The sequence below is a fragment of the Geodermatophilus sp. SYSU D00684 genome (assembly GCF_054050455.1).
The window spans coordinates 1-25,399 of sequence record NZ_JBJGZI010000016.1 but is presented as its reverse complement, the minus strand read 5'-3'; the positions used below and the strand labels follow the sequence as shown (position 1 = coordinate 25,399).

The window sequence follows — 25,399 nt, the reverse complement described above, 5'->3', positions numbered from 1 at the left end:
TCGAGGCCAGGACATCCACGAGGAACGAAGGGAACGGGGCGAAGTGGTCAACCTCAGCAAGGGTCAGACGGTCTCACTGCAGAAGCGGGGCGGAGGGTCGCTGACGCACGTGCGGATGGGCCTGGGCTGGGACGCCGCCCCGCGACGGGGCCTCTTCGGCAAGATGAAGAGCCAGTCGATCGACCTCGACGCATCGGCCCTCCTCTTCGACGGGAGGGGCCGGCTGGTCGACCAGGTGTGGTTCCAGCAGTTGCGCAGCAAGGACGGCTCGGTCCAGCACACCGGGGACAACCTGACCGGTGAGGGCGAGGGCGACGACGAGTCGATCCTCGTCGACCTCCAGCGCGTCCCCGGCAACGTCAGCCAGATCGTCTTCGTGGTCAACTCCTTCACCGGCCAGGACTTCAGCCAGATCACCAACGCGTTCTGCCGGCTCGTCGACTCCACCGCCCGCGACGCCGAACTCGCGCGCTACGACCTCTCCGGGTCCGGCACGCACAACAGCCAGGTGATGGCCAAGCTCACCCGGAACGGCGGGGGCTGGAGCATGACCGCCATCGGTGCCGTGGCCAACGGCCGGACGTTCCAGGACCTGCTGCCGACGGTGGCGGGCCACCTCTGACGGTCCCCGCCGTCCGTTCCGTCCGCCGCCGGCGGAGGCAGCAGCCGGGCGGGGACCCGTGGTCGAGCACCACGGGTCCCCGCCCGGCAGCGGATGACCGGGCCGGTCCTCACCAGTAGGCCGAGTCCCAGTCCGTCGCGTCGTCGAGCACGGCGCCGGAGCTCGACGCGCACAGCTGGGACACCGCCTGCGTGATGCCCTGGATGTTGCCCGGGTCGGCCGTGTCCAGGTCGTGCTCGCGGAGCAGGTCGGAGAGGGTGTCCGTCTGCTCCGTGATGCCCTGGGCGTTGTACTCCCCGCACGTGAGATCGCCGCTGTTGCTGCAGCCGGTCAGGCCCGCCAGGGGGACGAGGACCAGGCCGAGAACGGCGATGGTGCGGTGGTTCCTGACGGTCATGACGGCGCCCCCGTGTCTGTGATCGGCCGGTCCACCGCGGCGCCGAAATGCGTCCGCGGCCCGGCGCGGCGGACAGTGAAGCGCACCCGGTCATCGCCGACAAGCATTTCCGGCATTGTCCCGGCGGACCGGTCGTGATCATCCTTCCGTATCGATCCGGGAATGGCGTTTCCAGGCGTCTTGTGCTGTGTGTGGATCACTGGTACGCGCGCTTCCCGACGTCATTCTCGTCTCGGCGCGTCGATGCTTGCTCCGCGCAACGACGGGGAGTACGACTTCCCCTCGCCGGTGCGGTCGGACGACGGGGAGTGGTCATGGCGGGAAAGGTGGCGCGCGCCTACAACGGCGTCGCGCGGACGTGGAATGTGCTGCTCGGGCTCCTGGTCGTCGTGGGGAGTTTCATCGTCATCTTCGGTCCGAGTACGGCGGAATCGCCGAGCCGATGGGCCGGGCTGCTCGGAATCGCATTCGGGGGATGGTTGCTCTACCGGAACCTGCCGCGCCGCTCGGCTCGGCGGGCACCGTGATGCAGGGCTGATCGACGTCCCGGATCGGGAACGGCGACGGGCTGCCGGTGGTGACCACCGGCAGCCCGTCGCCGTTCTCGGGGTTCCCGTACCGGGTGCCAGGGGATGCGCGCCGGTCCTCGGCGCCGTCCACGCCCCGTTCGTCTCGTCCGGCTCTCGGTCCGTGCGCACGAGTCACAGGCGTCCCGTGATCACCCCTGCGGGGCGGGAGACCGTGGTGCTCCCGGTCATGGTGCGGCAGCATCCCGACCCGGTCCGCCACCGTTCCGGATCGACCGGCTCCGCGCCGTGCGGTGCGGTGACCCGCCGCCTCCGCAGCCGCGAACACCACGGGAGAAGAACACCATGACCGTCGTCCTCGCCAAGGGTGGGAACGTCTCGCTGTCCAAGGAGGCCCCGGGCCTCCGCGCCGTCAACGTGGGTCTCGGGTGGGACGTCAACACGTTCTCCAACTTCGAGTACGACCTCGACGCCTCGGCGATCATGCTCGACGCCAGCGGCCGGGTGACCCCGGACGACTCGGGCTTCGTCTTCTACAACAACCTGCGCAGCCCCGACGGCTCCGTCCTCCACACCGGCGACAACCTGACCGGTGAGGGCGACGGGGACGACGAGATGATCCAGGTCGACCTGACGGCCGTCCCGCAGTTCGTCCAGAAGATCGTCTTCCCGGTCTCCATCCACGACGCCGACAACCGCCGGCAGAACTTCGGCGGCGTCCGCAACGCGTTCATCCGCGTCGTCGACCAGGTCACCGGCCGGGAGATCACCCGCTACGACCTCACCGAGGACGCCTCCATGGAGACCGCGATGGTCTTCGGCGAGCTCTACCGGCACAACGGCGACTGGAAGTTCCGCGCCGTCGGCCAGGGCTACGCCAGCGGCCTGCGCGGCATCGCGCAGGACTTCGGCGTCAACGTCGCCTGACCCGGCCTTCCGTGGTCCGGCCCGCAGCGACGAGCGCGGGACCGGACCGCGGGCCTGAGCCCTTCCTCCTCAGAACAGGCAGGTCATGATCGACCACACCCGACCGCCGAAGCAGAAGCCGGCCGGCGTCTCCCTCGGCAAGGTCACGCTGACCAAGGCGGCGCCGTCCGTGTCGCTGTCCAAGGCGCAGGGCGCCCGCGGGCGGATGCGCGTCAACCTCAACTGGAACCAGCGTCCGGGGCGCGGGTTCTTCGGCAAGGCGGAGGCGGTCGACCTCGACCTGGGCTGCCTCTGGGAGACCACCGACGGTGACAAGGGCGTCGTCCAGGCGCTCGGCAACGCGTTCGGCGACCTCGACTACCCGCCCTACGTCCTCCTCGACGGCGACGACCGCTCCGGCAGGAACGCGGGTGGCGAGAACCTCATCGTCAACCTCGACCACCTCGACGAGATCAAGCGCATCCTGGTCTTCGCGTACATCTACGACGGCGCGCCCAACTGGGCCGCGGCCGACGGCGTCGTCACCCTGCACGCCGTCGACGGCAGCGAGATCGAGGTCCGCCTGGACGACCACGCCCGGGACACCCGCTTCTGCGCCATCGCCATGCTGTCCAACCAGCGGGGCGAGCTGCACGTGCAGCGCGAGATGCGCTATCTGCAGGGCAGCCAGCGTCACCTGGACAAGGAGTACGGCTGGGGCCTGCGCTGGACGGCCGGCAGCAAGTAGCCCGATTCCCACACCCACCCGCGACCGCCTCCGCTGTGGTCACCTGAAAGGCATCCCTTGATCCGCTACTTCGGCTTCTCCGTCTTCCTGACGGCGGCCGCCCTCGTCACCGCCGTGCTCTTCGGCGGTCCCGCCGCGCTCCTCGCCGTCGCCGTGCTCGGCGTGCTCGAGGTCTGCCTGTCATTCGACAACGCCGTCGTCAACGCCAAGGTCCTCCGGAACATGAGCCCGCTGTGGCGGAAGCTGTTCCTCTACGTCGGCATCTTCATCGCCGTGTTCGGCATGCGGCTGCTGCTGCCGATCCTGCTCGTCTCGGTGACGGCGCAGCTGTCGATCCCCGAGGTCTGGGACCTGGCGCTGACCGACCAGGAGGCCTACGCGGAGAACGTGGAGGCGTCCGCCGAGGCGATCTACACCTTCGGCGGGATCTTCCTGCTGATGATCTTCTTGAACTTCGCCTTCGACGAGGAGCGCGACGTCCACTGGCTCGCCTGGCTTGAGAAGCCGCTGGCCAAGGCCGGGAAGCTGCCCTACCTCGCCATCGTCATCGCGCTCGCGGTCATCTACGTCGGCTCGCAGATCGCCGACGACGACAAGTACGGCACCGTCCTGCTCTCCGGGCTCGCCGGCCTGTTCACCTACCTGCTCATCGGCGGGCTCAACGAGCTCATGGAGTCCGACGACGACGAGGACGAGGAGTCGACGCCGTCGGCCACCGGCACCGCCACCAAGGCGGTCGCCGGCGCCGGGTTCGCGGCGTTCCTCTACCTCGAGGTGCTCGACGCGTCGTTCAGCTTCGACGGCGTCATCGGCGCGTTCGCCATCAGCAGCGACATCCTGATCATCGCCCTGGGCCTGGGCATCGGCGCCTTCTGGGTGCGGTCGCTGACGATCTTCATGGTCGACCGCGGCACGCTCGAGCAGTACCGCTACCTCGAGCACGGCGCGATGTGGGCGATCGGCGTGCTCGCCGCGATCATGATCCTCGAGCTGCGGTTCCACATCAGCGAGTACGTCACCGGCCTCACCGGCCTGCTGTTCATCGTCGCGGCGGTCGTCGCCAGCGTCGTCGCGCAGCGGCGGGAGGAGGCCCGCGAGGTCCCCGCGGCGTCGTCCGACGAGGACCCGCAGCCCGAGCGGGAGACCGTCTCGGTCTGACCCCGCTCCTGCACGACCCGGTGCCCCGGCCGCCTCGCGCGGCCGGGGCACCGGCGTCCTCAGCCGACGAGGACGGCGAGGTCGGCGCTGAGGTTCTCGTCCTGCTCGCAGGCGACGGTGACGGCGACCGTGCGCCCGTCCGCGGCGAGGGCGAGCGGCGCGGGGATCCCGGCCGGGCACAGCGCGACGTCGGCGACGGTCCCCCCGGTGGCGAGCTCGACGGTGGTCAGGCCGACGCCCGCCTCCGGCCGCCCGTGGACCAGGTGTACGTGCCGCCCGCCCGGCTCGACGGCGAGGTCGGTACCCGAGCCGGGCAGCACCGCCGTGGCCTGGACGGCGCCGTCCTGAACGGTCACCAGCCGCGGCTCGCCGGTGTCCCACTCGCCCGCGACGACCGACGCGACCGCGGTCCCGTCAGCCAGCACGGCCAGGGCGTAGCCGGTGCTCTGCGGCTCCTCGACCAGCTCCACCGGATCGCCGGCGGGCAGCAGGTCGGCGTCGTACTGCGCCAGGACGACGCCGTCGACGTCGCCCTCCGCATCGCGGTCGACGGTCACCAGTGCCGCCAGGCCGCCGTCGGGACGCAGGGCGACGTCCCGCGCGACCGCCTGGCCCGGCGTCTCGACCTGCAGCGGCGCGCTCGCGGTGACCTCGCCGGTGGCGACGTCGACGGTGGCCAGCCGGCTGACCGTGTCCCCGTCGACGTACCACTGCAGGCTCGCGTGCAGCGTCGTGCCGTCGGGGGAGAGGACGCCGGTGCCGGTGTCGGGCGTACCGAGCTCGGCGTCGGCGGCGATGCGCCGGACGTCCGGCTCGTCGCTGCCCGGCTCGAGGACGGCGAGGGCGAGGTCCAGCTCGCGACCGCCGCCGCTGGTGTCGGCGGGCACGATCGGCACGAGGGCGACCACCGTGCCGTCGGGCGCGACGTGCACCTCGCCGAGGTCGAGCGCGGGCGGTCCCTCGGTCACCTCGCCGACGACCAGGCCGCCGCCGCCCGGGACCAGCTCGACCAGGACGCTGCGGTGGTTGCTGGCCAGGTCGCCGGTCATGAGGACGACGAAGCCGCCGTCCGGGGTCGCGGCGACGTCGGAGAGGCGCACGTGCCCCTCGACGTCCGCGTCGACCTCCACCTGGCCGAGGACCTCGCTGAGCGGTCCGGCGGCGGCCGGCCCGCCCGGCTCCGCGACGCCGACGACGGAGGTCGAGCAGCCGGCCGCGAGGACGGCGGAGGCGAGCAGCGCGGCGGCGCCGGGACGGGACGAGCGCATGGGGGGGTGCTCCTGGGGTGTGTGGGCTGGTGCCCGCACCCTCGGCCGCCGCGCTTGCGGGCCCCTTGCGTCCGGCTTCCCGCGCGGCAGCCCCGTTCCGGTACTCGCGAACGTCAGGGTTGTCGAGACGCCGTCCTACTGACGAGGAGCCCCGTGCGTATCGGCACCTGGAACCTGTTTCTCCGCGCGCAGTCGCCGACGGAACTATGGAAGAGGAAAGCGGCTTGGCTGCACGAACAGCCCGCTGATCTTTGGTTGTTGACCGAGACGAGTACGGAGTGGAGGTCGCAGGTCGCTCCAGTCAGCCCCTTGGTTCAGGTCTTCACTTCGCTCAAGCGCGGCATTGGACCAGAGTCATTGAGGTGGGCGGCCATCCAGACGACGCTGCCGACCGGGGAACTTCGGACGAAGGGCGACCCAGACCATCCAGGAGAGGAGAGCCTCGTGCTCTCTCGGGTCCGGATGGGCGGGCGGTCCGCTCTCGCCGCCTGCTCCGTCCTGCCGTACAGGGGGGCCGACAAGGACTGGGGGAGGTTGACCGGCAGTCATAGTGAACAGTTCCGCTTCGTCCTCAAGCACCACGTCGCTCGCATCGCGGACGAGCGGGAGTCCAAGGATGAACCTCTCATTTGGGGAGGTGACTTCAATCAGGAGCTCGTTCGGCCATACATGCACGGGCAAGTCGCCGGAGCGGCTGAACTCCACACGGCACTCGAGACGCTCGGCCTGACGGTGGTGACCGCTGGATTGTCTGACCGCAAACACCAGGGCCATGCGATCGACCATGTCGCAGTCAGTTCCCACTTCATGACAGAACAGGTGCAACTCCACAGACCGGAGCGGGCGGGTGAGTCGCTAGGTGACCATGCCGCCTACACCACCGTCGTCAACCTGCTGGGAACATGACGGAGGCCGTCCCGCCGCGGCGATGTGCCACGACGGGACGGCCTCGTCAGGTGCGCGTCAGAGGGTGACGTGGTCGATGTCGTTCCACGCGTCCTCGCCGACGATCCCCTCGAACCAGGTGAGGAACGCCTCCTGGTCGACCCGGTAGCCGAAGCCCGTGCCGGCGCAGGCGCCGTTCATGACGAACGAGTTGACCGCGGTCACCGTGTCACCGACCAGGACCGGGCCGCCGGAGTCGCCGAAGCACGTGCCGCCGCGGCCGTTGCCCGGGTTGGTCGACAGCTTCACGTTGTAGCCGCCGGCGTTGGTGCCGTTCAGCCCGATGATGAAGCTCTCGGCGGTCAGCCGCTCCCGGTAGGCGACCTGCTTGGTCTGGCTGCCGTTGCTCTCCTGCACGCCGTAGCCCGAGAGGGTCGTGGTGGCCGAGTTGCCCGGGTGGTTCGCCTTGTAGTCGTCGAGGAAGCCGGCGGTGGCCAGCGAGGCGTACTCGTCGATCTCCGGGTACACCGACTGCACCGGGGCGTCGAGGATCAGCACGCCGGCGTCCTTGGTCTCCGGGATGTTGCCCAGGCCCTCGTAGCCGTACGAGTAGAGCTCATCCGACGTCACGCCGCCGGTGGTCGGGTAGCCCGGCACGTCGGCCGCGACATCCTGCTCGAAGTACACGCGCGCGCTGGCCGCCAGAGTGCCCTCGTCGTCGAGCGTCACGCAGTGACCGGCCGTCAGGAAGACCGTGTCGGTCAGCAGGGTGCCCGAGCAGCGGTGCGAGGGGGTGCCGTCCGCGTTGTAGAAGACGGCGAGGCCCACGTAGTCGTGCTCGTGGTCGTCGGTGAAGTTGCCCGTGATCGCCTGCGCGGCGGTCCCTCCGGTCAGCAGCATCGCCGACGCCAGTGCCACCGTCGTGACGGTCTTCCGCATCCGGATCTCCCTCGGTTCCGTGCCGGTCCAGTACCGGTGCCGAGACGTTAGACAGAGTGACTAACGACACGCCAGAGCGGAGCCGGACCATTCCGTTCGGTCACGTGGGGCAGGTGTGACGACGGCGTCCCGCCCCGTGCGCCGACTGCCGATGGGGCAGGGGAGCGGCGGACGAACCACGACCCCCGGCGCTCGGGGAGTGCACGACATGGCTGGACGACGACGGCTCCAGGACCGCCTCGCGGTCCTCGGCGGCGCGCGGCCCGACCTGCTCGAGGCGGCGCCCGGCGCGCGTCCGCGGTTCGCCGCGCTCGGCGGGGTCCTGCTCAGCACCGGCGGCCTCGCCGTCGCCTCGGCGTCGTTCGCGCTGCACATGGCCCTCGGCGTCTGGTGGCCGTTCGCGCTGGTGCTGGGCCTCGGCTGGGGCGCCGTCGTGGTCAACCTCGACCGGATGCTGCTCGTCGGCATGGCGCACGACGCCTCGCTCAAGCGGAACCTCGCCCTCGCCGTCCCGCGCGTGGGGCTGGCGCTGATCCTCGGGGTCGTCGTCGCGACGCCCCTGACGCTGCAGGTGTTCCACAAGGAGATCGACGCCGAGATCACCGTCATGCAGGCCGAGGCCGCGGACGCGTACCGGCAGTCGCTGGGGTCCGACGCGCGCTTCGCCGGCCTCGACGAGCTGCAGGAGCGGGTGACGCAGGGGCAGGACGTCGTCGCCACCGGCGGGCAGGCCGACCCGGCGCTGGCCGCCGTGCAGGCCGACGTTGCGGCCAAGCAGTCCGCCTACGACGCCGCCCTCGCCACCCAGCGCGACCTCGAGGCGCGCGCCCAGTGCGAGCTCGACGGCACCTGCGGCACCGGCGACCCCGGCACCGGCGACGCCTACGTGCAGGCCCGCGCGGCCGCCGACGCGCAGGCCGGCGTCGTCGCCTCGGCCCGTGCGGCGCTCGACGACGCGCAGGACGCGGCGTCCGACGCCGAGTCGCGCAGTGCCGACCTCGCCGCCGCCTCTCTCGCCACCGACCAGGCGGAGCTGGCCCGGATGACCGTCGAGCTGGACCGGCTGCAGGCCGCGTTCGACGCCACCAACGAGGGCTCCGGCGGCATCCTGCTGCGGCTGGAGGCGCTCGACCGGCTCAGCGACCGCAACGCCACGCTCGCCGCGGCGAAGTTCATGCTGTCGCTGCTGTTCATGTGCGTCGAGATCCTGCCGGTGCTCATGAAGGTGCTGCTCAACTTCGGTCCGCCGACCGCCTACGACAAGCTCGCGGCGCTGCGCGACAGCGGCGACGTCGACATCGAGGAGATGCAGCAGCAGTCGCGGCGCACCGTGGCCGAGGCCAAGGAGGAGATGCTGGTCATGGCCGAGCAGGAGCGGCTGGACCGGCAGAAGGCCGCCATCCGCGCCCGCCACCTGGCCACGCTCGCCCAGGCGCAGGTGGAGGCCGAGGAGGCCGCCCGCCCGGTGCCGCAGCCGGCGGGTCCGGTCGACGAGCCGGTGCAGAAGATCTGGGACACCGGCCCGATCCGCCTGGCCCGCTCGGCCGCGCGCACCATCCGCCCGCCCCGCCGTCCGGCCAACCGGACCACCGTCTGACGCCGTGACGACGACCTGGGGCCCGCTGCCGTCAGCTCGGATCCTCGTCCCGGCAGTCTGAGGTCAGTCGAGCGACTGGTCGAGGCCGGGTGGCACGGGAGCCAGCTCGTCCCACTCGTCGGCCGGCATGTCCAGTTGCCGGCGGACCCGTCTCCGGGCGACCAGGAGGTGGGCGGCCTGGCGCAGGACCTGGTCCTCCGAGGCGTCGTGGACGTCCACCACGTCTTCCAGCGCCCGCCGGACGCCCAGCGTCAGCCAGCGGTGCGCCTCGCGCAGATCGCCGTCCACCTCGTAGTCCTCGCCCAGCAACAGGTAGACGTCGACGTCGGCCGGCGGTTCCCGGCGCACCTGGCCGGCCAGCTCGCGGGCGGTGTCGACGTCGCCGACCTCCAGCAGGGCGTGGTGCAGGAAGCAGCGGACGTCGGGCAGGACCGGCTCGCCGGTTGCGACGGCGCGACGGGCTACCCGCAGCGCCTCGTGCCCGTCCCCGACCCGGGTGAGCTGCCGGGCTATCGCGCGGCTCTGCTCCGGCGTCTGTCCGGGGAAGAACGTCGCGTCGAGGTCGTCCTCCGTAGGCGGTCTCCGCATGAACCGACCCCAGGACCGGGAGGGGCCCTGCCTCACCGGACGATGTGCGCTGAGGGCGCATTCCTGACCGGCGGATGGGCCCTCAGCGCACATCGTCGGGCGGCCGGCGGGCCACGGGCCCGGCGGAGTGCTCAGTCGCGCACCCAGGAGGTCGTCGGCTGCAGCACCGCCTCGGTCAGCGCCTGCGTGCGCAGGTGCGTGACCTGCTGGTACTCGGGGTCGGCGACCATGCGGCTGAACGCCTCGCGAGACGGATAGCGGACCAGCAGCACGGCGTCCCAGTCCTGGCCCTGCTCGGCCACCAGCGGGGTGCCGCCGTCCCCGGCGTAGAGCACCTCGCCGCCGTAGCGGGGGAGGAAGGTCTCCGACAGCGCCTGCGCGTACCGGTCATACGACTCCCGACCGCCCTCGGCGAAGCGGAGCAGGTTGAGCATCACGACCGGCCCGCCCGGGTCCTCCTGGAGGTAGCGCTTGAGGTCGGCTCCACGCGGGTCAACGGCCATGTCGCGACGCTAACAAGGCCGACCTCGCGTGCACTTCTGCGGAAGTGAACGGGCCGTGCGTCGGGTCCGCTCGGGCGGGTGTCACCGCGTTCTGGCCAGAATCCGGGCTAACATGGCGCCATGGCGACCATCCCGCTCAGCGAGGCCAAGGACCGGTTGTCGGCGCTGGTCGAGGCAGCGGAGAAGACCCACGAGATCGTCACGATCACCCGCCACGGACGGGAAGCCGCCGTCCTGATGGCGAAGGAGGACCTCGACGCGCTGCACGAGACCCTGTTCTGGCTCTCGCAGCCCGGCGTCCGCGAGGACGTCGAGCGAGCCCGTGCCGAGGGCGAGCGCGGGGAGACGACGTCCGGCGACGATCTGAGAGCCGAGTTCGGCCTCGACGGGTGACCGCTCCGTACGGGCTCCGGATCTCCTCGGCGGCGCGGCGCCCGCTCGGCCGCCTGCCCGCGAAGGTGGCGATGGCCGTCGTCGAGTTCCTCACCGTCGTCCTGCCCGAGAACCCGCTGCGGCTCAGCAAGCCCCTGACCGGGGAGCTGACCGGGCTGCGCAGCGCCCGCCGAGGGGACTACCGGGTGCTCATCGAGGTCGACGAGGCCGATCGGCAGATCCTGGTGGTGCGGATCGCGCACCGCTCCGACGTCTACGGACCTCCCGCGCCGTCCGGCACGGACTGACGCCGAGGATCTGATCCACGCCTCAGCGTCCGGCGGACGGGGTTGGTCGGCGTCAGGTGCCACGACGACGACCTGGCGCCTGCTGCAGGAGCGGCGCGAGGCCGTCGTCCGTGAGGGATGGCTCATCCCTGCGGAGCGGCGCGACACTGGAGGGGTGCTCGAGCTCGACCACGTGCTCTGCATGGCCAGCCCGGAGGAGGCCTGGGCCGAGCGGCTCACCGCGGCCGGCTGGCAGCTCGACGCCGGCACCGTGCACCCCGGGCAGGGCACCCGCAACCGGCGGCTCCTCCTCGCCGGGCACTACCTGGAGCTGGTGTGGGTCGAGGACCGGGCCGAGGCCCGGGGCAACCCCCTGCGGCTGGACCGCCGGGCCGATTGGCCAACGACAGGTGCCAGCCCGTTCGGTATCGGTCTGCGCGGCCGGCTGGCTCCCGAGCAGGAACCCGCCTACTGGCAGTACGCCGAGCTCGGCTTCCCGATCTGGGTGCACCGCGACGACGAGCGCCACCCCGAACGACCCCTGGTCTTCGTGCTCGACCTCCCGTCCCGTCGGCCCGCCGCGGACGCCGCGCCGGCGAGCGCGCTCCAGTGCGTGCACCACACCGGTCCCGCCGCGGCGGCCGTCCCGCGCTACGCCGGTCCGCGCGTCGTGCACCGCCCAGGCCGGCACCGGCTGGAGCTGGTCGTCGACGCCGGCCGACCCGTCGAGGTGACCGACCTGTTGGCCCTCCGGATCACCGACCTCTGACTACCGCTGAGCCGCCAGGCGCTCCAGGGCGGCGGTGAACGACTCGTTCCACAGCCCGAGGTGCGGCCAGCGCTCCGCGACGTGCGCCGTCGCCTCCTCCACCGACATCCCCTCCTCGCGCACCAGCCAGCCGCGCAGCACCAGCCCGGTCCGCGACGCCCCGCCGTGGCAGTGCACGAGCACCCGGTGGCCCTCGGCGTGCAGCGCGGCGAGGTCGTCGAGGACGTCGGCCAGGACGACGTCGACGTCGACGTTGTGCCCGTTGTCGGCGATGTGCGCCATCCGGTGCACCGCGTGCGGGAACGGCTCGGCCAGCCGGCACAGGCTGATGACGGCGAAGTCCTCGTCGGCGTGCCGGGCGCCGTCGAGGTTGCCCGCCCAGATGCCGGGCAGCACCTCCGCCGGGCCGATGCGCGGGATGACGCCGGTCTCGCCGCCGTGGAACTCCCTGCCGTCGAGCGCGGCGGCCAGCGGCAGCAGGTCGGGCAGCCGCCACACGCGGTCCCCGTGCCCGGGCACCCGGCCGTGCACCACCGAGGCCCAGCGCATCGGGATGCCGCCCATCCCGTACACCGCGCCGGCCAGCCCGCCGGTGACGCAGGCGACGGTGTCGGTGTCGCCGCCCAGGTCGACCACCAGCCGCAGCACCTCGGCGAAGTCGCGCCCGCGGCGCAGCGCCCACAGCGCCTGACCGAGCGTCGGCCACACCGCGCCGTTGGACTCGGTCGCCATCGACGGCTCCCAGTCCGGCGCCAGGACGGCGGCCCACCGGTCGCGGTGCTCGACGTCGACCAGCGCGAGGGCATCAGGGACGGCGGCCAGCGGGTCCCCGCCGTCCAGCGCCACCCGCATCAGCTCGTGGAAGACCGCGCAGCCCTCGCCGGCGGCCGGGTCGCCGTGGGTGAGTGCCGAGATCCGCCGGGCGGCGTCGACGGTGGCGTCGGTGCCGGACCGGGAGAACCGGATCGCCGCGGGCGTCGTCCGCATCAGTGACCCGTTGCCGGCCGCCCGTCCCGTGCGGGCGAAGTGCCCGGCGGCGGCGCGGTCCCAGGGCAGGCCCGAGTCGAACACCGCCCGGGTCTGCACCCCGATGTCCGGGGGGCCGGCCGCCGCCCAGGCCGCGAACCGGTCGAAGACGTCGGACTCGTCGAGCCCGTCCCGCTCGACCAGCGACTGCGCCACCAGCAGCGCCATCTGGGTGTCGTCGGTGAACTCGCCCGGCGCCCACCCCAGCGACCCGCCGCCGCACATCTCGGTGGCGGCCCCCCGCGCGTCGGAGGGGAAGCGGGCGGAGAACGCACCGGCCGGGCCGAACTCGAACGGCGCACCCAGCGCGTCACCCACCGCCGACCCGACGAGCGCACCCGCCACCCGGTGCGAGCGGTGCAGTCCTGCAGTCACACGCTCAGTCTCCGTGACGCCGTCGTCCCCTCGGCCTCGCGGCCCGCCTTTCGCGCGCGAAAGGCGGAGGGGGTCGGCGCGGAAGACACCGATCATGGAGCCCGCGTGAGACCGTCCCGTCTCGATGTACCGCACCGACGGCTCCCTGGTCCTGAGCCCCACCGACCTGACCCGCCACCAGGCCTGCGCGCACCTCACGACGCTCGACCTCGCCGTCGCCGACGGCCGGCTCGAGCCGCTCGCCGAGGGCCCGGGCGACCACGCCGCGCTCATCGCCGACCTCGGCACCGAGCACGAGATGCGCTACCTCGACGCGCTCGAGGCCGAGGGCCGCAGCGTCGTCCGCATCCCCGCGCGGTTCGACGCCGCCGGCCGCCGCGAGGCCGAGGCGATGACGCTGCAGGCCATGCGCGCCGGCGTCGACGTCATCTCGCAGGCCTCGTTCTTCGACGGCGTCTGGGGCGGCGCGGCCGACTTCCTCCTCAAGGTGCCCACCCCCTCGGTCCTCGGGACCTGGTCGTACGAGGTCGCCGACGCCAAGCTCGCCCGCCGCGTCAAGGTGCCCGCGCTGCTGCAGATGGCCACCTACGCCGAGCGGCTCGCCGTCCTGCAGGGTAAGCAGCCCGACCGGATCTGCGTGGTCACCGGCGACGGCGTCACCAACCCGTGGCGGCTGGTCGACGTCGCCGCCTACGCCCGCCGCGCCCGCGCCCGGCTGACCGCCTTCGTCGCCGACCCGCCGGCCACCGAGCCCGTCCCCGGCCCCTACTGCAGCCAGTGCACGTGGAAGCCGAAGTGCGACGGAGAGCTGGCCGCGGCCGACGACCTCTCCCTCGTCGCCGGCATGCGCCGCGACACCCGCGACGCGCTGCGCGCCGCCGGGATCACCACGCTCGAGCAGCTCGCCGAGGCGACGCCCGAGACGCTCAAGCACGCCCGCATCGGCGCGGCCACCCGCAGCCGGCTGCAGGAGCAGGCGCGCCAGCAGCTCGACGAGCGCCGCACCGGCGTCCCCAGCCGCACCCTGCTTCCGCCGGTGAAGGACCACGGCCTGCTGCGGCTGCCCGAGCCCAGCGCCGGCGACCTCTACCTCGACTTCGAGGGCGACCCGCACTCCGCCGACGGCGCGGGCCTGGAGTACCTGGCCGGCGTCGGGCGGCGCGACGGCAGCTTCACCGCGTTGTGGGCGCACGACCCCGCCGCCGAGAAGCAGATGGTCGCCGACCTCATCGACCTGGTCCTGGACGCCTGGCGCGCCGACCCCGGCATGCACGTCTACCACTACGCCGCCTACGAGGTCAGCGCGCTCAAGCGGCTCACCGGCCGGTACGGCGTCCGCGAGGCGGAGCTGGACCAGCTGCTGCGCGCCGAGCGGTTCGTCGACCTCTATCCGGTCGTCAAGCAGTCGATGCGGATCAGCAAGGGCTCGTACTCGATCAAGAAGGTCGAGGCGTTCTACGGCCGCCAGCACACCGGCGACGTCGCCGACGCGATGAGCAGCGTCATCGCCTACGAGCAGTGGCTCGCCGACCGCGACGACGCCCGCCTGCAGGCCATCGAGGACTACAACAAGGACGACGTCGACTCGACCCGCGAGCTGCACGACTGGCTCGAGGGCCAGCGCGCCGAGCTCGAGGCGCAGTGCGGCGGGCAGACGCGGCCGATGCTGCCCGAGACGACCGGCCCGGCGGAGCGGTCGGAGGCCGAGGCCGAGGAGCTCGCGCTGGTCGAGCGGCTGCAGGCGGCCGGCCACGGCCTGCTCGGCGATCTCGTGCAGTGGCACCGCCGCGAGGCCCGCCCCGGCTGGTGGGAGTTCTTCGCCCGCAAGGACCTCGACGACGCCGCGCTGGTCGAGGACGGCACGGTGCTCGGCGGGCTGTCGGCGCCGGTCGAGGTCGGCACCGAGAAGCGCTCGAAGCTCTGGTCGTTCTCCTTCCCGACGCAGGACACGAAGCTGTCGGTCGGGTCGAAGGTGGTCGACGTCGACACCCGCACGCGGGTCGGGGAGATCCGCGAGCTGGACGCCGTCGAGGGTCGACTCGTCGTCAAGTCGACGAAGGAACCCACGCCGCGCGCCCTCGGCCCGGAGGGGCCGATCGACGACAAGGGCATGCGCGAGGCGATCGCCGCGACCGCGCTCGACGTGCTCGCCGGCCGCGACTGCCTCGGGCAGGCGCTGCTCGAGCGGCGGGTGCCCGCCGACTGCCGGCGGCTGCCGGGGGAGGAGGCCGGCGACGCCGTCGTCCGGCTCGGTCTGCGGCTCGACGGCGAGGTGCTGGCCGTGCAGGGTCCGCCCGGCAGCGGCAAGACGCGGGCGGCGTCGCGGCTGATCCGGGCGCTGCTGGACGCCGGCAAGAAGGTCGGCGTCACGGCGACCTCGCACGCCGTCATCGGCAACGTGCTGTCCGCCGTCGGCCGGCCCGCGCTGCAGAAGTGCGAGGAGAAGCAGGCCTGCGGCGCGCCGGGCGTGGAGTGGTCGCGGGACGGCAAGGAGGTCGCGTCGCGGCTGCTCGACGGCGACGTGTCGCTGGTCGGCGGGACGGCGTGGTTCTGGACCCAGCCCGACCTCGCCGAGGCCGTCGACGTGCTCGTCGTCGACGAGGCCGGCCAGTTCGCGCTGGCCAACGCCCTGGCGGTGGCGCGGGCGGCGAAGTCGCTCGTGCTGCTCGGCGACCCGCAGCAGCTCGCCCAGCCGACCCAGGCCGTGCACCCCGGCGACTCGGGGCTGTCCGCGCTGGAGCACCTGCTCGAGGGGCACCCGACGGTGCCGGTCGGCCGGGGCGTCTTCCTCGACACGACCTACCGGATGCACCCGGCGCTGACCGCGTTCGTGTCCGACCTGGCGTACGAGGGCCGGCTGGAGTCGGCGGCGCTGCGGGAGCGGATCACCGTCCGGCCGGGTGGCCTGGTGTCGGGGGCCGGGCTGGCGGTGCGGTTCGTGTCGCACACCCTGGCCGCCTCGGCGTCGTCGACGGAGGAGGCGGCCGAGGTGGCCGCCGTCTGGGAGTCGCTGCAGGGCGTCGGCTGGGTGGACGCCGAGGGTGCCGAGCGGCCGATCGGCCCGGACGACGTGCTCGTCGTCGCGCCGTACAACAACCAGGTGGCGCTGATCCGCTCGCGGCTGCCCGACGGCGCGCGGGTGGGCACGGTCGACCGGTTCCAGGGGCAGGAGGCGCCGGTCGTCGTCTACTCGACGACGTCGACGTCGGCCGACGAGGCGCCGCGCGGGGTGTCGTTCCTGTACGACCTCAACCGGCTCAACGTGGCGGTGTCGCGGGCGAAGGCGCTGGCGGTGGTGGTGATGAGCCCGCTGCTGCTCGACGCCCAGGTCCGCACGCCCGAGCAGCTGCGCCAGGTCAACGCCCTGTGCCGGCTGGCCGAGATGGCACAGTGGCCCTGAGCAGCTGCGGGATCAGGTGAGCAGGTTGGCGGCCGCGGCGACCAGGTGAGTGCGCGTCCCGCGGTCGAGGACCAGGTCCAGGAGGACGCTCGGCCGCTTCTGGTACCGGGCGGCCTCGATGGCAGGAGCCTTCACCGTCGGGATTGATGCGGCGAGCTCCTGCAGAAACCGCTGTCGACCCTCGACCGTGGCGGCACTGACGTACTCGAAGTTGAGGCCCAGGGTCGACCTGCTGTCACCGCAGTAGACGCTGAAGGGCGCGACCTCGCTCCCGGACGCCGTCGTGCCGCAGATCGAGTAGCTGGGGAAGATGCCCGCGCCTCCGCCCTTCACCCGGAACCCCGCAGCAGCGAGTTCCGTCTCGAACGAAGCCACGGCATCCGCCAGCGCAGGGTCGCGCTCGCGGAGGAAGACGTCGACGTCGGCATGAGTCCATCGGACTGTGGTGCCGGTGCTGCGCCGCGCGTTCTTGTCGTCGGCCGACTCGGACCCGTACACGGTGGGGATGAGGATCTCCGTCTGCCCGTGGGTGACACGGCGTAACTCGATGGCCAGCAGCCGCATGCCCGCGGAGGTGTGGGTGTTCAGGTACCGCACGATGCGCCGTAGGTCGTCGTTGATCGTGTCGACGGCGAGGACGAGCGTGAACACGCCGGCGCGCAGGTTGGTCGTCAGGGACTCCCGGCCCTCGGGCGCCTGCTCGAAGAGGGCGTCGAGCGGCGACCCGCCCTGGGCAGTCCACTGGCGGACGAAGTCGTCCGGCGTCATCTCGGCGAGGCTGGACGCGTAGTCGAGCACCTGCCCCATGATCGTGCGCCGGATCTCCTGGTTGCGAGCCAGCTTGCACTCGACGACGGTGACGGTCCCGTCCCTGTCGACGACGACGAGGTCAGCCGGTCCTACACCGGTGCTGAACTCCCGTACGGCCACCGCATCAGCGCTGACGCCCTCGATCAGGCTGGGCTGCTCGCCGAGGACCTGCTGCAGTTCGTACTCGTTGACGTAGCCCTCGCCGGTCGGCCGCTGCCAGGCGCCTCCCGCGGTGCGGACGAGGACGTCGGTCGTCTTGTCTGTCACGGCCACGTACCGACACTCGCACGTGTCGGGACCGGGACAGGGCTCACGCGCCGATGACGTCCTGACGCCGCCCGCTAGCGGAGGCGGATGCAGCGGGTCGCACGATGGGCCGGTCGCCTCGGGAGGACGGGAGGGAGTCGCGTGGACGACGGACCGCAGGAACTCGCTGCCTTGCTCGGGGTCGCGCCCGACGTGCTGGTGCGGGCGCTGGGCAGCGCCTGGTCGAGGTGCCCGGGCCGCCGCCAGGTCAACGCCCGCGCGTACGATATCACCGGACTGTGCACGACCTGCGCCGAGCGGCACCTCGGCGTCCGGTACTGAACCGACGCGGAGATCACCTGCCCCCCGGCGGTTCCGCACGGGACGACTGAGACGGCCGGGGGAGACGTGCCGGGTCGGGCCCCCAGGTCCCACGGCACCCGTGGATCCGTCCCTACCGTCGTCCGGAGCCCGCGCCCACGCGGGCCGGACGCTGGACAGGAGCACCATGGGCGAGCAACTACGTCCCGACATCGCTGCGGCGGCGGCGCGCGTCTCGTCGACGCTGGGCGTGAAGAAGGAGATCCGCGCACTCGCGGGTCACGTGTGGCCGGGCGAGCGGGTCGAGGCCCTCGTCGGCGCCATGCTCGGCTCGGGGCAGGGCCTGCTCGTGCTCACCGACCGTCGTCTGCTGTTCGTCCGCGACGGATGGGCCGGCTCGGCCGTCGAGGAGTACCCCCTGCTGCAGGTCGCGTCGATCCTGTGGGACCCGGCCGTACTGACCGGCAAGCTGACCCTGCACGCGAGGGGGCAGAAGGTCGTCTTCGCCTCCGTGCAGAAGGCGGACGGCGGTGGCTTCGCCGAGCGGGTGCGCGCCGCGGTCAGTGCGTTGCTCATGCCGCCGGCGCCGGCTGCTCCAGCGGACCCGCTCGTCAAGCAGGCGCCTGCCCCTGCTCCGCAGCCGGGTCCCACTGGTGACGGCGGCTTCCCCGCGATCGTCGAGCAACTGCGCCAGCTGGCTGAGCTGCGGGACGCGGGCGTCATCACCATCGCGGACTTCGAGGCCAAGAAGTCCGAACTCCTGGCGCGGATCTGACGTCGTGACGGACAGCGCCATCTCCACCGTCCGATCGGACGACCCGGTCACCCGACGGGAACGGCGGCGGCAGTCGGACTTCCGCGAGCAGGTGCTCGGCCTGCCGGCCGGCACGCGGAAGGAGCTGCCGCTCGGGAACTACCTGCGCGAGGAGGACGGCGACCGCAACTTCCTCTCGCCCGAGGCGGCGCGGTACGCGCGCGCACGCGCCGAGGTCGTGCGCGGTGAGGGCGGTCAGCTCGAGCGCTCACGGCTGTTCACCAACATGCTCAGCTCGATGCCGCTGGCGTTCAGCGTCTTCGGCCACCTGCGCGCCCACCGCGACGAGGCCGCGGCCGTCATCAGTCGTCTCCTGGACCTGCCGGTGACGGGCTTCGACAGGGTCGAGGTCGGCAACCGCGTCATCGACGGCATCGAGTGCGAGTGGGCGCCGACCCCGTACGAGCACCTGGGGGACGGGTCCGCCTTCGACGCCGTGCTGGCTGCCCGGCTGGCCGACGGCCGGAGCCTCCTCGTCGCCGTCGAGACCAAGTACGTGGACAGCTTCAGCCGGGACCCCGGTCCGGAGAAGGACAAGCGGCGCCGCGGGAAGGACGCCAACTACCGTCGGCACTGCGAGCAGTTCAGCATGGCCGACGACGCCTTCGACCGCCTCGGCGAGTACCCGACACGGCAGTTGCTGCGGAACGTGCTGCTCACCGAGAGCGTGCGCCGAGGCGGCTCCGCGGGTGGTCCGGCGTGGGACGCGGCGATCACCCTGGTCCTCGCCCGTGACGACGATCAAGGCGCCCGGGACGTGGTGAGCCGGATCGACGCCGATCGCGGTGCCCTGCCGACGCGGGTCCTCTTCCGCGGGCACGGTGACCTCGCGGACGCCGCCGCTGCGGTGCCGGCGCTGAGTGACTGGGCAGCGCTCTTCCGCCGCCGCTACCTGCCCTGAGTCAGGCGGCGGGGGAGAGCAGGAGTGCGGGGGTGGTGATTTCGGTGCCGTCGGGCCGGTAGGTGTGCCATCGGCCGTCGGGTTGTCGTTCGACGCGGAAACCGTGGTGGACCTTGGTGTGGTGGCGTTCGCACAACAGGGCTGAGTTCTCCAGCGAGGTGTCGCCCCCGTCGATCCAGTGGACCAGGTGGTGGACGTCGCACCACCAGGTCGGGGCGCCGCAGCCGGCGAACACGCAGCCGCCGTCGCGGAGTTCGGCTGCCTTGCGGATGTGCCGGCTCATCAGCCGCTGCTCGCGGCCGAGGTTCAGCGGGGCGCCGTCGGGGCCGAACACCACCCGGGACACCGCGCCGTCGCAGGCCAGCCACCGGGCTCTCGCGGCGGAGATGGTCGCGCCGAACTCCATCCGCCCGGCGTTCGGGCTCCCGTGCGGGTCGACCAGGTCCTCGACGTCGATCACGACGGCGATCTGCGGCTTGTGCCCGCGCAGCTGCGGCAGCGACCCGGACGCCAGCGCATTGTCGGCCACCTGGACGAGGGCGTCGCCGAGGCGCTGGGCGCGGGTGCGCTCGTCCCCGGCGGGCCGGTCGGCCTGCACGTGGGCTTCGAGTGCGGTCTGCAGCTTCTCCCCGCCGACCGCGTCGAGGTGCCCGCGGAGGGACAGGCTGCCGTCGGCGTGCCGGGACAATGTCAGTGAACGGCCCTCGGTGGGGTCGGGTTCCGGCCCGTCGGGGTCGAGGTCGTTGACGTAGTGCTGCACCACCTGGACGAGGTCGGCGTGCTCCCGCTCGACCGCCACGCCGGTGAGCACCGCGTCGATCACCGGCAGGTCCACGCCCTGCTCGAGAGCTGAGGCCAGCCGCTCGGGGGTCACGGCGCGGGCGGCCACCGCGACCTGCTCGGCGGACACCAGACCCGCCTCGTGGGCCTCGGCCAGCGCCGGCAAGTGCTCCAGTGCCCGGCCGTTGCGCACCAGTCGCGCGGCCTCTGCCGTCGAGAGCCGGCAGTGCCCGCGCAGCCAGGAGGTCATCGACCTCTGCCCGTCCCGCTCGGGCGCCTGGGACAGCTCCGCGGCGCGGACCGCGCGGGCCAGCCGGGCGTCGATCCGGTTGCGCTCGGCGACCAGCGCGGCGACGTCGTTGAGGACGTCACCGCCGCCCTGTTCACTCGAACACATGTACGAAGTCTAGCCGAACGAACAGCCTGACGCCAGGTGAATGCGCAGGTCAAAAGCTCGTCGACGGTGGAGGGAGCGGCGGCTGGCCGCCGACGACCCCGGCCACCACGGCGGCCGCCGCGTGACCGGTCAAGACGGCGTCCAGCACGGGTACACCTGCGCGCCAGCCGGTCAGCAGCCCGGCCGCGAACGCATCCCCGCAACCGGTCGTATCGCGCGGTCCGCCCGCCGGCAGCGGCTCCACCGGGACCTCCACTGTGCCCTCCGCCGTGACGACCCGCGTCGGACGAGCACCGGCGTGGACCAGCACCAGCGGTGGCGCCCAGGCGGGGAGGTCGCCGTCCAGACCCAGGACCGTGGCCTCGGCGGCGTTGCAGCAGAGCACGTCCGGACGCAGCCCGGTGAGCAGGTCGACGTAGGCGCCCTCGCCGTGAGCCGAGATCCGGGCGGCCGCGGCGACGTCCGCGCTCACCGGCACCCCGAGGTCGTGCGCCGTGTCGGCCGCGGCCCGCACCGCGTCGGGGAAGCGCAGCAGGTCGTAGCCGTCGAGGTGGACGACGGCCGCGCCGGCGAACCACTCCGGACGGACGTCGGCCGGCTCCAGCCCGCCCTCGCCGCGGTCGGTCAGCACCGTGCGCTCGCCGTCGGGGTGCACGAGCACCGTCGCCAGCGGCGTGCGGCCGCGGCGGACCACCGCCAGCTCGACGCCGCGCGCCGCGAGACCCGCCAGCAGCCCGTCGGCGAGCGGGTCCTTGCCGGCCCAGCCCGCGAGCCGCGCCGGCGCACCGAGACGAGCCACGCCGACGGTGACGTTGGCGGGGGCGCCGCCGGCCGTCGTCGTCCGCTCGACCCGCTGCTGACCGCCGACCACCAGCGGCGCGGACAGCGGGAGCAGCTGGTCGGCGACCAGCTTGCCCACCGCCACCACCGGTCCGGAGCCGGCCGGCCGCGGCCAGGCGGGGACGGCGGAGGTCACCGGGGGGAGGGTAGGACCGGCGGGCGGTGTCCCCGGCCGGGCGAGCCGGCCGGGGACACCGTTCCCTGCGTCAGGCGACGCGGCGGGCGCCCGAGTAGCTGGGCATCGAGTCGAGGTCGACCACGGCCACCGGCTTGCCGGCGGTCGAGGAGTGGACCATCTGGCCGTTGCCGATGTACATGCCCACGTGCGACACGGGGCTGTAGAAGAACACCAGGTCACCCGGCTCGAGGTCGGCCTTCGCCACCGGGGTGCCGAACGTCGACTGGGCCTTCGAGGTGCGCGGGATCGAGACCCCCGCCGCCTTGTAGGCGTAACTGGTCAGGCCCGAGCAGTCGAAGCTGTCGGGACCGGTGGCGCCGTAGACGTAGCGGTCACCGACCTGCGCGAGGGCGGTGTCGACGGCGGTCTGGGCCGCGCCGTTGGGGGCGGGCGCCGGCGCGGCGGCGACCGTCCCGGTACCCCCGCCGCCCGTGGAGGCCGACGCCGGGAGGGGTGAGAGGGCGATGCCGGCTCCGGCGATGGCCGCGACGGCGATGCCGCGGAACGAGCGACGGGCGGTGGACGTGCGTGCAGTCGTCATCGACGACGGTTCTCCTGTTCTCCGCGACCGCCTACCGGGTTAGCTGACGGGTTCGGACGGAGGAGTCGCCCGGCGCGACGGAGCGCGCTTCACCCCAGTGCTCAGGTGGGTCCCCGGCCCGGGTGCCGGCTGGGTGCCGGCCGCCTGGTTCGGCGTGTCCGGCGGGGTGTCACACGGGAGGTGGCGAAGGGCCCCGGCCGGACCGCGACGACGGTAGGGAGGGGTGTTGCTGTGCTCAACCGGACCGCATCCGCGCCACGCCCGGGAGCGACACGCCGACTTGACGTGGGCCGCGGATGCGAATCGCCTTCGTCACCTGCGGAGGTGCCCGTGTTCCCGGCGCGCCGCCCCGACTCGCCGACGGCGACACGCCGGGGCGCACGAGAAAGGACGCGGCGGTGCGCCCGCACAGCCCGTCAGCGGCCCACCACGACCGGATCGGGGGAAGGGCCCGGGATCGCGACGGTTGCGTCGCCCGTTGTCGGGGCACCGGAACAAGCAGTCGAGAGGAGGGAGCCCCCCATGGGCATGATGAGGAAGCTGATCGCCTCGGGCGTCGCCGCCAAGGTCGTCCAGGAACTCCAGAAGCCGCAGAACCAGGCCAAGATCAAGCAGTTCGTCCGCGACTTCCAGGCCAAGAACGCGAAGGGCGGCAAGGGTCAGGCCGGTCGCGGCCACTGACCCGCACTCCCGACCGCGGCCCCCGTCCCCACCCGGGACGGGGGCCGCGGTGTGTCCGGGGGTGCCCGCGGGGCGACCGGGGCGTCCCGTGACCGTTCCGCGACGACGCCGTCCCGGAAGTCCCCGAGGAGCCTGCACCGCCGTGTGAGGCTCCCGCGGTTCCTCCCGCGACAGCAGAGCCGCCGCGGGATCCTCCAGCACGACGGGGTGTCCCACATGACCCAACCACCGCCCGGCCAGCCGTGGCAGCCACCGCAGGGCCCGCTGCCCGGCTTCCTCCCCCCGCCTCCGGAGAGGAAGGAGACGCCGGTCTACCTGCGTCCCTGGTTCGCCGTCCTCGCGCTGGTCCTCGTCGTGGGGACCATCGGTGCCGCGCTCGGCGGTGGCGGTGACGAGCCGGCGACCGCTGCCGCGAGCACCACCACGGTCACCGAGACCGTGACGGCGACCCCCAGCCCCCAGCCGGCGGTCCCGCCCGTCTCCAGCGCCCCGCCGCCCGCGGTCGCGCCGAGCACCACCGCGGCCCCGACCACGCCGGCCGCGCCGGTGGTCGACTTCGCCATGCCGTCGGTGGTCGGGATGAACCTGCAGGACGCCCAGGACCTGATCCAGACCAACGGCGTCTTCCTCAGCCTGTCCCACGACCTGCTCTACGGGCGCAACCAGGTGCTCGACGCCAACTGGAAGGTCTGCACGCAGAACGTCCCGGCCGGCCAGCGGGTCACCGGCGAGGCCGAGGGCACGATCGACCTCGGCGTCGTGAAGCTTGAGGAGTCCTGCCCCTGAACCGCCGTCCCGGCCGCCCGTGCGGGGCGGCCGGGACACCGGGTCGGGAACGACCCGTGATCGGAACACGGGCGCCACGGGGACGACGCGCACCCGCCCTAGCGTCCCGGCCATCGCGCACCGGTCCGAGGAGACCCGATGGCCACCAGTCCCACCCGAGGCGCCTCCGGCGTCACCTACGCCCAGGCCGACGACGGCTACTTCGACAAGCGCGGGCTCACCCGCTCGGCCGGCGTCTGGGGGTTGTGGGGCCTCGGCGTGGCCGCCGTCGTCAGCGGTGACTTCTCCGGCTGGAACCTCGGCATCGACGGCGCCGGGTGGGGCGGGTTCGCGCTCGCCTGCGTCGTCGTCACGGCCATGTACTTCACGATGGTCGCGAGCATCAGCGAGATGTCGGCGGCCATGCCGCACACCGGCGGCGCCTACTCCTTCGCCCGCTCGGCGATGGGCCCGTGGGGCGGCTTCGTCACCGGCCTCGCCGAGACGATCGAGTACGTCGCGACGACGGGCGTCGTCGTCTACTTCTCCGGCCAGTACGCCGACGGCATCACCGACGCCCTGTTCGGCCTCTCCCTGCCCGCCTGGGTGTGGTGGGTGATCCTCTACGGCGTCTTCCTCGCGCTGAACGTCGCCGGCGCCGAGATCTCGTTCAGGTTCGCCCTGGTCGTCGCCGTCGCGAGCCTCGCGGTCATCGCCGGGTTCGCCCTCACCGCGCTGTTCTCCGGCAGCGTCGACCTCGGCAGTCTGTTCGACGTCGAGCCCGACCCCGGCAACTCGACGTTCCTGCCGCACGGATGGTGGGCCGTCGTCCTCGCGATGCCGTTCGCCATGTGGCTGTTCCTCGGCATCGAGGAGCTCCCGCTGGCCGCCGAGGAGTCCCACGACCCCGCCCGCGACATCCCGCGCGCCGGCCTGTGGGGGATGCTCACCCTCGTCGCCAGCGGCGCGGTGGTCGTCGTCCTCAACCCGGCGGTCACGGGCGCGGCGGCCATCGGCACCTCCGGCGAGCCGCTGCTCGACGGGTTCCGCGCGGTCCTCCCGGACGCCGACGTCGCCGCGGTGCTCAGCGCGTTCGCGCTGCTCGGCCTGCTCGCCTCGCTGCAGGGGATCATGTACGCCTACGGCCGCAACATCTACTCGCTGTCGCGGGCCGGCTACTACCCCAAGGTCCTCTCGCTCACCGGCACCCGGAGGACGCCGTGGGCGGCGCTGCTGGTCGGCGCGGTGGTCGGGTTCGCGGCCCTGCTGGCGGTCCAGTTCGGCGGCGAGACGGCGGGGTCGGTGGTCCTCAACATCGCCGTCTGGGGCGCGGTCATCGCCTACGTGCTGCAGATGGTGTCGTTCGTGCTGCTGCGCCGCCGCTTCCCGAACGCGGTCCGGCCCTACCGCAGCCCCTACGGCGTCCCGGGCGCGGTGTTCGCCGGGCTGGTCGCGGCGCTGGTCTTCGTCGGCGTCGTCCTCAACCCCGGCTACCGGCCGGCCATCGTCGCCATCGCCGTGGTCTTCGCGCTCGGGCTGGCCGCGTTCGCGCTCGTCGGCCGGCACCGCCTCGTCCTGTCGCCGGAGGAGGAGTACGCGCTGACCGGCGGCCTGCACGCCGGCCCGGCCGGGGAGGACCCGGCCCACCTGCCCGCGCCGGACCGGACGCCGACCGCCTGACCCCCGACTCGGTCGTGCTCTGCCCCCAGCTGGGGGCAGAGCACGACCGAGTCGGGGGTCAGGCGGTCGGCGTCCGGT

27 protein-coding genes and 1 riboswitch are annotated in these 25,399 nt (G+C 72.8%); of the genes, 17 read left to right on the top strand and 10 right to left on the bottom strand.

Annotated elements, in window-relative coordinates; translation table 11 throughout:
• Positions 1-43: 43 nt before the first annotated feature.
• Entirely contained in the window at positions 44-622 is a 579-nt protein-coding gene (locus ACI79L_RS13210; protein ID WP_456937228.1) for a TerD family protein, read from the top strand.
• 109 nt (positions 623-731) lie between these two features.
• Here ACI79L_RS13210 and ACI79L_RS13205 read toward each other — a convergent pair whose 3' ends face one another.
• Complete coding sequence (locus ACI79L_RS13205) at positions 732-1,019, bottom strand: hypothetical protein (protein ID WP_456937227.1); 288 nt, start codon at positions 1,017-1,019, stop codon at positions 732-734.
• 314 nt (positions 1,020-1,333) lie between these two features.
• Between ACI79L_RS13205 and ACI79L_RS13200 the strand changes: the two genes are divergently transcribed.
• From ACI79L_RS13200 to ACI79L_RS13185, 4 genes are all read left to right on the top strand, one after another.
• Entirely contained in the window at positions 1,334-1,546 is a 213-nt protein-coding gene (locus ACI79L_RS13200; protein ID WP_456937226.1) for a hypothetical protein, read from the top strand.
• Positions 1,547-1,891: 345 nt separating this feature from the next.
• The gene (locus tag ACI79L_RS13195) at positions 1,892-2,473 is read left to right on the top strand and encodes a TerD family protein (protein ID WP_456937225.1); all 582 of its coding nucleotides are present in this window, start codon (positions 1,892-1,894) and stop codon (positions 2,471-2,473) included.
• An 85-nt stretch (positions 2,474-2,558) separates the two neighbouring features.
• Positions 2,559-3,200: a TerD family protein gene (locus ACI79L_RS13190; protein WP_456937224.1), complete on the top strand. Its 642-nt coding sequence runs from the start codon at positions 2,559-2,561 to the stop codon at positions 3,198-3,200.
• A 57-nt stretch (positions 3,201-3,257) separates the two neighbouring features.
• Positions 3,258-4,358, top strand: a complete 1,101-nt coding sequence (locus ACI79L_RS13185; RefSeq protein ID WP_456937223.1) for a DUF475 domain-containing protein — start codon at positions 3,258-3,260, stop codon at positions 4,356-4,358.
• A 59-nt stretch (positions 4,359-4,417) separates the two neighbouring features.
• Here ACI79L_RS13185 and ACI79L_RS13180 read toward each other — a convergent pair whose 3' ends face one another.
• A complete protein-coding gene (locus tag ACI79L_RS13180; protein ID WP_456937222.1) occupies positions 4,418-5,626 on the bottom strand; it encodes a hypothetical protein in 1,209 nt (402 codons plus the stop codon).
• A 153-nt stretch (positions 5,627-5,779) separates the two neighbouring features.
• On the opposite strand from ACI79L_RS13180, the gene ACI79L_RS13175 reads away from it, so the two are divergent.
• Positions 5,780-6,532 carry an endonuclease/exonuclease/phosphatase family protein gene (locus ACI79L_RS13175; RefSeq protein ID WP_456937221.1) on the top strand — a complete coding sequence of 251 codons (753 nt, stop codon included), beginning with the start codon at positions 5,780-5,782 and terminating at the stop codon, positions 6,530-6,532.
• A 57-nt stretch (positions 6,533-6,589) separates the two neighbouring features.
• On the opposite strand, the gene ACI79L_RS13170 is transcribed toward ACI79L_RS13175, so the two are convergent.
• Positions 6,590-7,450, bottom strand: coding sequence for a trypsin-like serine protease (locus tag ACI79L_RS13170; RefSeq protein WP_456937220.1), 861 nt, complete (start codon positions 7,448-7,450; stop codon positions 6,590-6,592).
• Positions 7,451-7,658: 208 nt separating this feature from the next.
• Between ACI79L_RS13170 and ACI79L_RS13165 the strand changes: the two genes are divergently transcribed.
• Complete coding sequence (locus ACI79L_RS13165; protein WP_456937219.1) at positions 7,659-9,047, top strand: DUF4407 domain-containing protein; 1,389 nt, start codon at positions 7,659-7,661, stop codon at positions 9,045-9,047.
• 63 nt (positions 9,048-9,110) lie between these two features.
• On the opposite strand, the gene ACI79L_RS13160 is transcribed toward ACI79L_RS13165, so the two are convergent.
• Complete coding sequence (locus tag ACI79L_RS13160; protein ID WP_456937218.1) at positions 9,111-9,635, bottom strand: tetratricopeptide repeat protein; 525 nt, start codon at positions 9,633-9,635, stop codon at positions 9,111-9,113.
• 131 nt (positions 9,636-9,766) lie between these two features.
• Complete coding sequence (locus ACI79L_RS13155; protein WP_456937217.1) at positions 9,767-10,138, bottom strand: DUF1330 domain-containing protein; 372 nt, start codon at positions 10,136-10,138, stop codon at positions 9,767-9,769.
• A 120-nt stretch (positions 10,139-10,258) separates the two neighbouring features.
• Between ACI79L_RS13155 and ACI79L_RS13150 the strand changes: the two genes are divergently transcribed.
• The 3 genes from ACI79L_RS13150 (at position 10,259) to ACI79L_RS13140 (ending at position 11,566) form a co-directional block, all read left to right on the top strand.
• Positions 10,259-10,531: a type II toxin-antitoxin system Phd/YefM family antitoxin gene (locus ACI79L_RS13150; protein WP_456937216.1), complete on the top strand. Its 273-nt coding sequence runs from the start codon at positions 10,259-10,261 to the stop codon at positions 10,529-10,531.
• Positions 10,528-10,818: a type II toxin-antitoxin system RelE family toxin gene (locus ACI79L_RS13145; protein WP_456937215.1), complete on the top strand. Its 291-nt coding sequence runs from the start codon at positions 10,528-10,530 to the stop codon at positions 10,816-10,818. Before ACI79L_RS13150 ends, ACI79L_RS13145 begins: the two co-directional genes overlap by 4 nt.
• Positions 10,819-10,972: 154 nt before the next feature.
• Positions 10,973-11,566 (top strand): VOC family protein, encoded by a 594-nt coding sequence (locus tag ACI79L_RS13140; protein WP_456937214.1) that lies wholly within the window; start codon positions 10,973-10,975, stop codon positions 11,564-11,566.
• On the opposite strand, the gene ACI79L_RS13135 is transcribed toward ACI79L_RS13140, so the two are convergent.
• Positions 11,567-12,967 (bottom strand): ADP-ribosylglycohydrolase family protein, encoded by a 1,401-nt coding sequence (locus tag ACI79L_RS13135; protein ID WP_456937213.1) that lies wholly within the window; start codon positions 12,965-12,967, stop codon positions 11,567-11,569.
• Between the two features lie 124 nt (positions 12,968-13,091).
• Here ACI79L_RS13135 and ACI79L_RS13130 point away from each other — a divergent pair, with 124 nt between their 5' ends.
• Entirely contained in the window at positions 13,092-16,367 is a 3,276-nt protein-coding gene (locus ACI79L_RS13130; protein WP_456937212.1) for a TM0106 family RecB-like putative nuclease, read from the top strand.
• 12 nt (positions 16,368-16,379) lie between these two features.
• Here ACI79L_RS13130 and ACI79L_RS13125 read toward each other — a convergent pair whose 3' ends face one another.
• Positions 16,380-17,450 carry a hypothetical protein gene (locus ACI79L_RS13125; protein WP_456937211.1) on the bottom strand — a complete coding sequence of 357 codons (1,071 nt, stop codon included), beginning with the start codon at positions 17,448-17,450 and terminating at the stop codon, positions 16,380-16,382.
• Between the two features lie 135 nt (positions 17,451-17,585).
• On the opposite strand from ACI79L_RS13125, the gene ACI79L_RS13120 reads away from it, so the two are divergent.
• The 3 genes from ACI79L_RS13120 (at position 17,586) to ACI79L_RS13110 (ending at position 19,459) form a co-directional block, all read left to right on the top strand.
• Complete coding sequence (locus tag ACI79L_RS13120; protein WP_456937210.1) at positions 17,586-17,765, top strand: hypothetical protein; 180 nt, start codon at positions 17,586-17,588, stop codon at positions 17,763-17,765.
• Between the two features lie 166 nt (positions 17,766-17,931).
• The gene (locus ACI79L_RS13115; RefSeq protein ID WP_456937209.1) at positions 17,932-18,519 is read left to right on the top strand and encodes an SHOCT domain-containing protein; all 588 of its coding nucleotides are present in this window, start codon (positions 17,932-17,934) and stop codon (positions 18,517-18,519) included.
• Positions 18,520-18,523: 4 nt separating this feature from the next.
• Positions 18,524-19,459, top strand: coding sequence for a PGN_0703 family putative restriction endonuclease (locus ACI79L_RS13110; protein ID WP_456937208.1), 936 nt, complete (start codon positions 18,524-18,526; stop codon positions 19,457-19,459).
• A gap of 1 nt (position 19,460) precedes the next feature.
• Here the strand turns inward: ACI79L_RS13110 and ACI79L_RS13105 are convergent, their stop codons facing one another.
• The 3 genes from ACI79L_RS13105 to ACI79L_RS13095 all read right to left on the bottom strand — a co-directional run bounded on the left by ACI79L_RS13105 (position 19,461) and on the right by ACI79L_RS13095 (position 22,195).
• Positions 19,461-20,636 (bottom strand): DUF222 domain-containing protein, encoded by a 1,176-nt coding sequence (locus tag ACI79L_RS13105; protein ID WP_456937207.1) that lies wholly within the window; start codon positions 20,634-20,636, stop codon positions 19,461-19,463.
• Positions 20,637-20,685: 49 nt separating this feature from the next.
• Positions 20,686-21,612: a carbohydrate kinase family protein gene (locus ACI79L_RS13100; RefSeq protein WP_456937206.1), complete on the bottom strand. Its 927-nt coding sequence runs from the start codon at positions 21,610-21,612 to the stop codon at positions 20,686-20,688.
• Positions 21,613-21,682: 70 nt separating this feature from the next.
• Positions 21,683-22,195, bottom strand: coding sequence for a C40 family peptidase (locus ACI79L_RS13095; RefSeq protein WP_456937205.1), 513 nt, complete (start codon positions 22,193-22,195; stop codon positions 21,683-21,685).
• A 12-nt stretch (positions 22,196-22,207) separates the two neighbouring features.
• A riboswitch (cyclic di-AMP (ydaO/yuaA leader) is annotated at positions 22,208-22,341 on the bottom strand.
• Positions 22,342-22,717: 376 nt separating this feature from the next.
• Between ACI79L_RS13095 and ACI79L_RS13090 the strand changes: the two genes are divergently transcribed.
• The 3 genes from ACI79L_RS13090 to ACI79L_RS13080 all read left to right on the top strand — a co-directional run bounded on the left by ACI79L_RS13090 (position 22,718) and on the right by ACI79L_RS13080 (position 25,321).
• Positions 22,718-22,876, top strand: a complete 159-nt coding sequence (locus ACI79L_RS13090; protein ID WP_456937204.1) for a hypothetical protein — start codon at positions 22,718-22,720, stop codon at positions 22,874-22,876.
• Positions 22,877-23,092: 216 nt separating this feature from the next.
• Positions 23,093-23,662, top strand: a complete 570-nt coding sequence (locus ACI79L_RS13085) for a hypothetical protein (protein WP_456937203.1) — start codon at positions 23,093-23,095, stop codon at positions 23,660-23,662.
• Between the two features lie 138 nt (positions 23,663-23,800).
• Complete coding sequence (locus tag ACI79L_RS13080; protein ID WP_456937202.1) at positions 23,801-25,321, top strand: amino acid permease; 1,521 nt, start codon at positions 23,801-23,803, stop codon at positions 25,319-25,321.
• Positions 25,322-25,399 lie beyond the last annotated feature (78 nt).

Excerpts from the sequence above, each read along its gene's own strand:
- ACI79L_RS13205 (WP_456937227.1), bottom strand. The coding sequence starts at position 1,019 with ATGACCGTCAGGAACCACCGCACCATCGCCGTTCTCGGCCTGGTCCTC.
- ACI79L_RS13200 (WP_456937226.1), top strand. The coding sequence starts at position 1,334 with ATGGCGGGAAAGGTGGCGCGCGCCTACAACGGCGTCGCGCGGACGTGG.
- ACI79L_RS13195 (WP_456937225.1), top strand. The coding sequence starts at position 1,892 with ATGACCGTCGTCCTCGCCAAGGGTGGGAACGTCTCGCTGTCCAAGGAG.
- ACI79L_RS13190 (WP_456937224.1), top strand. The coding sequence starts at position 2,559 with ATGATCGACCACACCCGACCGCCGAAGCAGAAGCCGGCCGGCGTCTCC.
- ACI79L_RS13180 (WP_456937222.1), bottom strand. The coding sequence starts at position 5,626 with ATGCGCTCGTCCCGTCCCGGCGCCGCCGCGCTGCTCGCCTCCGCCGTC.
- ACI79L_RS13170 (WP_456937220.1), bottom strand. The coding sequence starts at position 7,450 with ATGCGGAAGACCGTCACGACGGTGGCACTGGCGTCGGCGATGCTGCTG.
- ACI79L_RS13165 (WP_456937219.1), top strand. The coding sequence starts at position 7,659 with ATGGCTGGACGACGACGGCTCCAGGACCGCCTCGCGGTCCTCGGCGGC.
- ACI79L_RS13160 (WP_456937218.1), bottom strand. The coding sequence starts at position 9,635 with ATGCGGAGACCGCCTACGGAGGACGACCTCGACGCGACGTTCTTCCCC.
- ACI79L_RS13155 (WP_456937217.1), bottom strand. The coding sequence starts at position 10,138 with ATGGCCGTTGACCCGCGTGGAGCCGACCTCAAGCGCTACCTCCAGGAG.
- ACI79L_RS13150 (WP_456937216.1), top strand. The coding sequence starts at position 10,259 with ATGGCGACCATCCCGCTCAGCGAGGCCAAGGACCGGTTGTCGGCGCTG.
- ACI79L_RS13130 (WP_456937212.1), top strand. The coding sequence starts at position 13,092 with ATGTACCGCACCGACGGCTCCCTGGTCCTGAGCCCCACCGACCTGACC.
- ACI79L_RS13115 (WP_456937209.1), top strand. The coding sequence starts at position 17,932 with ATGGGCGAGCAACTACGTCCCGACATCGCTGCGGCGGCGGCGCGCGTC.
- ACI79L_RS13105 (WP_456937207.1), bottom strand. The coding sequence starts at position 20,636 with ATGTGTTCGAGTGAACAGGGCGGCGGTGACGTCCTCAACGACGTCGCC.
- ACI79L_RS13095 (WP_456937205.1), bottom strand. The coding sequence starts at position 22,195 with ATGACGACTGCACGCACGTCCACCGCCCGTCGCTCGTTCCGCGGCATC.
- ACI79L_RS13090 (WP_456937204.1), top strand. The coding sequence starts at position 22,718 with ATGGGCATGATGAGGAAGCTGATCGCCTCGGGCGTCGCCGCCAAGGTC.
- ACI79L_RS13085 (WP_456937203.1), top strand. The coding sequence starts at position 23,093 with ATGACCCAACCACCGCCCGGCCAGCCGTGGCAGCCACCGCAGGGCCCG.
- ACI79L_RS13080 (WP_456937202.1), top strand. The coding sequence starts at position 23,801 with ATGGCCACCAGTCCCACCCGAGGCGCCTCCGGCGTCACCTACGCCCAG.